This is a genomic window from Gemmobacter aquatilis, assembly GCF_900110025.1.
Lineage (GTDB): Bacteria > Pseudomonadota > Alphaproteobacteria > Rhodobacterales > Rhodobacteraceae > Gemmobacter > Gemmobacter aquatilis.
Window position 1 is genome coordinate 1 of sequence record NZ_FOCE01000028.1, and the last position, 6,912, is coordinate 6,912.

The window sequence follows — 6,912 nt, forward strand, 5'->3', positions numbered from 1 at the left end:
TCGATCTGGCGCACCAGCCCGGCCATGCAGCAATAGGTCTCCACCTGCGCCAGATCGGCGGCACAGATCACCCGCCGGGCCACCAGCACCGGCAGAACCCGCTTCCATTCCGCCCGCGCATGGGCGCCGAAGTAAGCAGGCGCCTTGGGCACCCGCGCCAAGGGTTCCTGATCGGCGGTGATCTTGGGCTTTACCCCGCGAAGGTGCTTGCTCATGCCGCCACCACCCGCAGTTCCAAGCCCTTCCGGCGCCCGATCACGGCAATGGCGACGATGTTCCAGACCTTGCCGCCATGCAGCACCCGGTCAGCGACGGACACGCCCGGCAGCCAGCGCAGCAGGAACACGGCGTTGTTCGTGACGCCTTCACCATAGGTTGTCAGGAACTCTGACACGCCCGCTTGGCGCAGATCGGCCTTGCCGCTGGCATAGGTGGCCCATGTCTGCACCGGCACCCGCCCCGGCCCAAGGGATTCTGTCTGCCTTTGCAATTCAATCCGGTGTTGCAGCTTTCCGCTTTGCATCACGCCGCCCTCCACCGCAGAACCGCAGTCAGGGCGATCACCCCTTGCGTATGCGCCCGCACCGGGTCGGGGTCACGCATCCACACCAGTTCAGGCCGCGCCCATGCGTCAATGTCGAAGCCCTCGGCCTCGGGTGCATCCATCATGGCCCGCATCACCGCTCCGGCCACCGCCTGCGCCTTCGCACCATCCTCCACCGCCCAGACATGCAGCAACAGCCGCACCTCGGCCATGATCTGCCCGCCCGCAGCATGGCCCAGGAACCGCACCCGCGCAGGCGCCAGCACTATGGCAGGCATCTGGTCAGGCCGGATCATCCCGGCGCGGATGTTCAACGGGTTCACCAGCGCGGTAATGTCAGGATCAGCCGCCAGCCGATCCCCGATCAGCGCTTGCAGCGCAAAGCCCGGTTCGATCATTTCGCGGCCTTTCGCACTTCGGCGCGGATCACCCGGCGCAGCCGCGCCTTCACGCGGTTCATGTTCAGCCGCCACGCGGGCAGCAGGAAGGGCTCCGCCGCCATGGTGCCGGTGCTGGTGCCGTCCTTGTGCTGGCGGGCGTCGGTGCCGAACTCCACCAGATGCCCATGACGGGCGCCGGGTTCGCCTGCGGTGACGAAGGCCTCCCCGTCCCCTGCCGTGCGGCGCCCGCCGTCTGACGCATAGGCCGGGGTTGTCTCGCCCGGTGCAGTCGCGTCGATAGAGGCGATCAGGGCGCCCGTGCTGCGGGATGTTTCGGCCAGAGAACGCGCGTCGGCGGCGATCTCTTGCGCCGATCTGGCAAGCGCCGGGTTCAGCGCTTCCAGCACCGCTTGCGGCATCGCCTTCATGCGCCGGGTCAGCGCTTCGGAACCCTTCACATAGCGGCCCATTATGCAGCCTCGGGTTCGGGCTGATAGCCGGTGACGCGGGTCTTGAGGGGCGACAGCAGATCATGCACCCCGAACGGAAGCTGGTAAGCGCTGGCAAAGGTGACAGCCTCGCGCGCCTCATACTGGTGTGCGACCATCAGCAGCGCCGCCTGCGCCATCAGCGCGTTCGCTGCATCAAAGGGCAGGCCGGTATAGGCCTGCACCCATGCCTCGGCCACATTGGCGTAATGGATCAGCAGATCGGCGTCGCGGTCGTCGTCCAAGTTCAGATGCGCCCGGACAAGGGCGGGGGAAAGCGGCATTCGGGTTACTCACAACAAGCACTAATCACTTTTTATGATATAACACGCAGGATTCATCAGGAAAAGTTATATTCCAGCGTATCTTGCGCGCAGGACCACACGCCGGTTCCCTGAGAGGGGGTGAGGTTGAGAGGTGCCCCCGGACTCGAAACTCTTTAGCGCTGCTAGTCTCAGTAGTTTGTCTGTAAGCGCTTCAGTTAGTCTTGCGATACAATCGAAGGATGACTAGCGTAGCTCCATTGCAGTGAAAAGAGGCCTTAAGCGCATGAACGATGATCCGCTTCACGTAAATCCGAACCACGAAAATTCACCGGAAGTTCTCCCTGAGGCAGAAGTCTTAAATGCGGAATTGGAAACTGATGATCTTTCTAGGAGGATTCATAAAGTAAAAATTTCTAGGCACAGCGGCGTTGTTCAATCCATAAAAGTTAATCGTAAAATAAAATCACCGCAGCATTCAAGTCAAGGCCGCAATCCTTTCCATACTTTATCTTACAACTGGATGCAGTCTTGCCTAGGATTTATAGAGGCATTTCCTCTTTATGGTCATGTGGCTCATCACATTCACCAGACCCAAGTTGAAGAAGATGTTGTCGCCTTTGTGGAGAGAAACGCAGCAGTTTCCGAAAAGATAATTAGTCAAGATGCGGAATCTCAAGAAATTACATATGAAATTGATCAGAGATTTACGTTTGAACTGAATCGCAGAATATCGCAGCTTAATCAGTATAAGAGGGCAGAGAAATCTTTCGCAAGAGGGCAACTCTTAGCCATACTGGCCGAGTATGAGGCATTTATCGCCGACCTTCTAAGGCTAGCAATTGCAAAGAGACCAGAAGCGTTTATCTCAGCGGATTCAAAAATATCTGTATATGAAGTTATTAGGGGGACGGACTTAAACCAACTGCGCGAAGTTGTAATTGAGGACCGGATTGAAAGCCTTCAGCGTGATAGCCATATTGAGCAGGTCAAGTTTATTTTCGGTAGGCTAAAACTCAACCTTCCAGACCCCAAAAGCCTAAGAGAGTTTGGGGAAATATGTGAACGCCGGAATGTGATTACACACGGAAATGGCCGCGTAAACAGGTCTTATACGTCCAAACTCAAGGAACTTGGATACCCTGCATCAGAAATTCCTGAAATTGGGTCGGAACTAAGTATAAGCTTGCGGTATCTACGTCGATCTTTAGCGCGCGTCTTTCAAATGGGATTCTTTACTTTGCACATCGTCTGGCAGCATCTTGAGCCAGAGCATTGCGAGCAATCGGTCTCCACATTAGTTGATGCTGCCCATGACTTTCTGGTTGCTGGTTATACAAAAATCTCCGGTCGAATCAGTGAATTTATTCTCAATGAAAAAAGCCCCGCAAATGAGAAGCACAAGGCATACTCAATCATAAATTTAGCGCTATCCGTGTATCTTGACAACGATATTAGCCCTGACGATACCGCAAAAAGAGTTGAGAAAATTCTCGCCAAGCGGGATTGGTCTATAGTTGGGCCAATATTCAATCTTGCTCTTCACTGCGTAAGGGGGCAGCATGATGATCTGCCAAGGCTGATCGACCTAGCTATTGATGAAGGACTCACCGAAGGAAACCTTCTAACATGGGCGCTATTTACCAAGGCAAGGCGTGAGCAGACATTCCGTGACAAAATCAAAGATCGATTCGGAATAGAGATAGAAGCACCCACGGAATAATGACACTATCCGCCTGACCAAACAACTGACGGCAATAATCCCTTAATTTCCAGTTCCCGCATAAAAACAGGAGCTTGTGATCCAATAGATTCACTTATCTTCGGCGCCTTCGCCACCTGCACCCGCATCCGGTCCACCAGCGCTTCCATGTCCACACCGGCGAACATGCAGACCATGGCAAGGTCTGCGCTTGGCGTGGTCAGGTAGCGGCGGGCGTCAAGGGCTTCGGACACGGCGTTCTCGCCCAGTGGCTTGCGCGGCGGTTGCAGCCGGGCATCGGTGATCGCGCGCATCAGCACATCTTGCCAGAGGCTCTGTTCCGGGCTGGCGGTCATGCTGCCGCCCGTTCTGCGCGTTGCTTGACGCTATTGTGGCAATGCCCGCACAGGGCCTGCCAGTTGTTCCAGTTCCAAAACAGCGCGGTATCGCCCCGGTGCGGGGTGATGTGATCCACCACCACCGCCGCAGCGCCACATAGGGCGCAGGTCGGGTGCAGGTGCAGGAACTCGGCACGGGCCTTTTCCCATTGGCGCGTATAGCCGCGCTGGCGGCTGTTCGGGCGGGTCGCATCATGGCGACGGCCTCGGGCACGGGTGCTGGCGATCTGACAGGCGCAGGGGCGGCCTGCGGGCACGATCTTGCCACAGGAACACAGGCGGGGCGGGTTCGGCATGTCACACCCCGAGGCGGGCTTGCAGCGCCTCGAAAGCGGCAAGGTCAAAATCAGGGTCCAGACCGGCGGCGATATTGGCTTGCCGCTGTTCGGTCTTATCGCTGCGGGTCTCGGGGGTGATCCCGGCAAGGCGCAACTCGCGGTCGGCCTGCGCGTCCAGTGCGGCGGCGATCTCGGCCAAGCTGGCGTTCCAGACCTCGGACGGGGGCCAGTGCAGCCAGCTTGTCGCAAGGCTGAACAGATCGGTCAGGAACTGGCGCAGCGGAATACGCGGGCCGGTGGGGGCGCTGGCCTCGCCCTGCGCGGTATCCAGAACCACCGACAGCAGGGCGAGACTGGCCGCTTGTGCAGGACCAAGGAACTGCACCAGCGGAACACGGGCGGCATGGGTCAGCAGCCGGTCGGCCTCGGCCTTGTCGGTGGCTGCGGCGCGGATCACGGCATAAAGGGCAGTAAGGGTCTGCCGGGCGACACCATCCCAAAGGGAAGCGATACCGCCCGGCAGGGCTTCAAGCGCCACAGCCGCCCGCAGACTGGCCCGCAGCGTCACGGTATATTCACCGCAGCGCAGGGGGATTTCGGCGGCGGGTTGCAGCGCGACAGACATGGATCAGGCGTCGATAAAGCCGAAGCTGGTGCGAACGAAGGCCAGCTTCTTTTCTTTGTCCGAATAGGCGAACACATGGCTTTCGATCATGCGCAGGATTTCTTCGCCCTTCGCGCCTTCGGCGGTCAGGGCCTCAATCTGTGCAATCACATGCTGGCGGGGCGACTGTTCGTTGGTCATAGCAGGGGTTCCTTTTGTTAGTGCTATACCCGGCCTTTAGTGCTGGCCGGGCAAAGTGTCTCTTGGGATCAGGCGACCATCTTCAGCTTGCGGAACACATCCGTTCGCACCACCCCGGCCCCGACGCGGCGGCGGGCGTGGAAGCGGGCAAGGCCGCTGGTGCGCTGCGTCAGCAGGTCGGGCAGAATGTCCAGCGCCACGCGATCATAGATGCGGTATCCGGCCTTGAAGTCACCGAAGATGATCGGCGTGGCCCCGCTGGCGATGTTCGGCATGTCCAGCGCTTCCACCACCGGGCGGCCCAGAATGGTTTCGGGCTGGCCTGCCTGATAGGAGGGCTGCCACAGATAGTTCCCATTGCCGTCTTTCAGGGTGCGGATCACCGCAAGCGTGGTGCCGTTCATCACCCATGCGCCCCGGTTGCGATAGGTCGCGGGCATCGCATAAAGCAGCCGCACCAGTGCGTCCGCCGAAAGCGTGGTGGCATGGCCGTTGTTCGTCTCGGCGATACCGGCGGCCACCATGAAGCCCTGCGGTGCCTCGGCGGTGCTGCCGTTCACGAAGGCGGTGGCTTCCTTGGCGCCGAAGTCTTCGGCCAGTGCCAAGCGCACCTCGGCCTCTGCATTGCCCGAATCTTCCAGCATCCGCAACGACAGGTCCACGAAGGTTGCAAGTTCCTTCACATCCACCTGCATCTGGCCGAAGGTCGGTTCAGAGGCGGTGCGGGTGGCCGTCTCGCCCACCCAGACGGCATTCGTGATGCCGGTTCGCTTCGGCAGCAAAACGGTATGGCTGGCGGTGGCGCGCACATCGGCAATGCTGCGGATCGGGCTGAACTCCACAAGGTTGCGGATGAACTCACCCGAGACTTCTTCAGGGGCCAGCACATAGCCGGGCGCGTCAGCGGCAAGGGTCAGTGCCTTCTGGTCGATCTGGCCCGTTTGCAGGAAGCTGACAAAGGCCTTCTTGTCGGGTTCGCCCTGCACAATGGCGGGGGCACCCAGCCGGTTGCCCTTCGCTTCCAGCTTGTCCAGACGCTGCGCAACAGCCTCGAAGGCCTTCATGTCGATCTGCGGCGCATTGGCCGGGGTTTGGGTTTCTTCGTTTTCCATGGTCGGATTCTCACTCGTTACGGATTTGACAGAGGTAATCTGCGCGCCCGGATGGGCCGGGACGGCAACAATGCTGATTTCATGCAAGGCAAGGGCGCTGATCGTGCGGCCCTGCGGGTGGCGCTTCGCCTGTTTGGTGACGAAGCCGATAGACAGGCCCGACACCGCGCCCGCCTTCACCATGGCGCGCACCTCGCGGGCGCGTTCCACATCCTCCACCAGAAGACGGCCCTTTACGGTCAGGCCTTCGGGGGTTTCGGCGATCTGATCCCAGATCCCGATCACCTGCGCCTGATCGTGGGCGAACAGCATGGGCAGCGTGTCCGGGCCAGTGAAGGCGCCTTTCTCGATCACATCGCCCACGCGGTCAGGGGTGCCGAACGGCCAAGCAAGGCCGGTGATCTCGCCCGCATCCGATACCGACAGCGCGGCCTTGATCTCAAGCCGATCGGTCATGCCGCCCCCTGTTCCGCCTTGCCGTTCCACCGGGCAGACATGATTTCCCATGCCAGCCCCAGCACCTCGGCCAGCGGGCGGTTCACCGCGTAGGTATCGCACAGGCGCTTCGCCTGTTCCGGTGCCATGCCGCCGCCGATCAGGCCAAGGCGGATGATCTCGCGCAGGTATTCGGCAGGATAGCCCAGGGCGAGCATCTGGAAGAACAGCGCCCCGGCGCCAAGGCCGGTCAGCTTTTCCAGTTCCATCAGCATGGGGTCTGTCAGGGTGAAGGCGTGTTCCCCGTCGCCGAAGAACGCGCGATGGGTGATAAGGTCAGTCATCTTGGGGTTCCTTGGTCGGCGCAGGCGCAGCGCCAGTTGTCGTGAAGGGGTTTTCCAGCACATCGCCGCCGGGCAGCGGCGGCAGGTTCAGGCCTGCGCGCACCTCGTTTGCCGCCATGGCGCCCATGGCCCGGTATTGGCTGTAGGCGGTGGCACGGGCGGC

At 60.2% G+C, this 6,912-nt stretch carries 12 protein-coding genes; 1 reads left to right on the forward strand and 11 read right to left on the reverse strand.

Annotated elements, in window-relative coordinates:
• The 5 genes from BMX43_RS19295 to BMX43_RS19315 form a co-directional block, all read right to left on the reverse strand.
• Positions 1-215 (reverse strand): P27 family phage terminase small subunit (locus BMX43_RS19295; protein ID WP_175482206.1); only part of this gene is annotated, 215 nt, incomplete at its 3' end.
• A complete protein-coding gene (locus BMX43_RS19300) occupies positions 212-523 on the reverse strand; it encodes a head-tail adaptor protein (RefSeq protein WP_245749547.1) in 312 nt (103 codons plus the stop codon). The genes BMX43_RS19300 and BMX43_RS19295, both read right to left, overlap by 4 nt.
• A complete protein-coding gene (locus BMX43_RS19305; RefSeq protein WP_091303877.1) occupies positions 523-942 on the reverse strand; it encodes a DUF3168 domain-containing protein in 420 nt (139 codons plus the stop codon). The genes BMX43_RS19300 and BMX43_RS19305 overlap by 1 nt, the downstream gene beginning before the upstream one ends.
• A complete protein-coding gene (locus BMX43_RS19310; RefSeq protein WP_091303881.1) occupies positions 939-1,394 on the reverse strand; it encodes an HK97-gp10 family putative phage morphogenesis protein in 456 nt (151 codons plus the stop codon). The genes BMX43_RS19305 and BMX43_RS19310 overlap by 4 nt, the downstream gene beginning before the upstream one ends.
• Positions 1,394-1,696, reverse strand: a complete 303-nt coding sequence (locus BMX43_RS19315) for a head-tail connector protein (RefSeq protein ID WP_091303883.1) — start codon at positions 1,694-1,696, stop codon at positions 1,394-1,396. The genes BMX43_RS19310 and BMX43_RS19315 overlap by 1 nt, the downstream gene beginning before the upstream one ends.
• Positions 1,697-1,961: 265 nt before the next feature.
• On the opposite strand from BMX43_RS19315, the gene BMX43_RS19635 reads away from it, so the two are divergent.
• On the forward strand, positions 1,962-3,398 hold the full coding sequence (locus tag BMX43_RS19635; RefSeq protein WP_139201650.1) for a hypothetical protein: 1,437 nt from the start codon (positions 1,962-1,964) through the stop codon (positions 3,396-3,398).
• Between the two features lie 5 nt (positions 3,399-3,403).
• Here BMX43_RS19635 and BMX43_RS19320 read toward each other — a convergent pair whose 3' ends face one another.
• The 6 genes from BMX43_RS19320 to BMX43_RS19340 form a co-directional block, all read right to left on the reverse strand.
• Positions 3,404-3,733, reverse strand: coding sequence for a hypothetical protein (locus tag BMX43_RS19320; protein ID WP_091303884.1), 330 nt, complete (start codon positions 3,731-3,733; stop codon positions 3,404-3,406).
• Positions 3,730-4,071, reverse strand: coding sequence for an HNH endonuclease (locus BMX43_RS19325; RefSeq protein WP_091303885.1), 342 nt, complete (start codon positions 4,069-4,071; stop codon positions 3,730-3,732). Before BMX43_RS19325 ends, BMX43_RS19320 begins: the two co-directional genes overlap by 4 nt.
• Position 4,072: 1 nt before the next feature.
• Positions 4,073-4,678: a hypothetical protein gene (locus BMX43_RS19330; RefSeq protein WP_091303887.1), complete on the reverse strand. Its 606-nt coding sequence runs from the start codon at positions 4,676-4,678 to the stop codon at positions 4,073-4,075.
• A 3-nt stretch (positions 4,679-4,681) separates the two neighbouring features.
• Complete coding sequence (locus BMX43_RS19965; protein ID WP_175482207.1) at positions 4,682-4,858, reverse strand: hypothetical protein; 177 nt, start codon at positions 4,856-4,858, stop codon at positions 4,682-4,684.
• Between the two features lie 68 nt (positions 4,859-4,926).
• The gene (locus BMX43_RS19335) at positions 4,927-6,426 is read right to left on the reverse strand and encodes a phage major capsid protein (RefSeq protein ID WP_091303888.1); all 1,500 of its coding nucleotides are present in this window, start codon (positions 6,424-6,426) and stop codon (positions 4,927-4,929) included.
• A complete protein-coding gene (locus BMX43_RS19340) occupies positions 6,423-6,749 on the reverse strand; it encodes a gene transfer agent family protein (protein ID WP_091303889.1) in 327 nt (108 codons plus the stop codon). The genes BMX43_RS19335 and BMX43_RS19340 overlap by 4 nt, the downstream gene beginning before the upstream one ends.
• Positions 6,750-6,912: the final 163 nt, after the last annotated feature.

Excerpts from the sequence above, each read along its gene's own strand:
- BMX43_RS19635 (WP_139201650.1), top strand. The coding sequence starts at position 1,962 with ATGAACGATGATCCGCTTCACGTAAATCCGAACCACGAAAATTCACCG.
- BMX43_RS19305 (WP_091303877.1), bottom strand. The coding sequence starts at position 942 with ATGATCGAACCGGGCTTTGCGCTGCAAGCGCTGATCGGGGATCGGCTG.
- BMX43_RS19335 (WP_091303888.1), bottom strand. The coding sequence starts at position 6,426 with ATGACCGATCGGCTTGAGATCAAGGCCGCGCTGTCGGTATCGGATGCG.
- BMX43_RS19315 (WP_091303883.1), bottom strand. The coding sequence starts at position 1,696 with ATGCCGCTTTCCCCCGCCCTTGTCCGGGCGCATCTGAACTTGGACGAC.
- BMX43_RS19965 (WP_175482207.1), bottom strand. The coding sequence starts at position 4,858 with ATGACCAACGAACAGTCGCCCCGCCAGCATGTGATTGCACAGATTGAG.
- BMX43_RS19340 (WP_091303889.1), bottom strand. The coding sequence starts at position 6,749 with ATGACTGACCTTATCACCCATCGCGCGTTCTTCGGCGACGGGGAACAC.
- BMX43_RS19320 (WP_091303884.1), bottom strand. The coding sequence starts at position 3,733 with ATGACCGCCAGCCCGGAACAGAGCCTCTGGCAAGATGTGCTGATGCGC.
- BMX43_RS19330 (WP_091303887.1), bottom strand. The coding sequence starts at position 4,678 with ATGTCTGTCGCGCTGCAACCCGCCGCCGAAATCCCCCTGCGCTGCGGT.
- BMX43_RS19300 (WP_245749547.1), bottom strand. The coding sequence starts at position 523 with ATGCAAAGCGGAAAGCTGCAACACCGGATTGAATTGCAAAGGCAGACA.
- BMX43_RS19310 (WP_091303881.1), bottom strand. The coding sequence starts at position 1,394 with ATGGGCCGCTATGTGAAGGGTTCCGAAGCGCTGACCCGGCGCATGAAG.
- BMX43_RS19325 (WP_091303885.1), bottom strand. The coding sequence starts at position 4,071 with ATGCCGAACCCGCCCCGCCTGTGTTCCTGTGGCAAGATCGTGCCCGCA.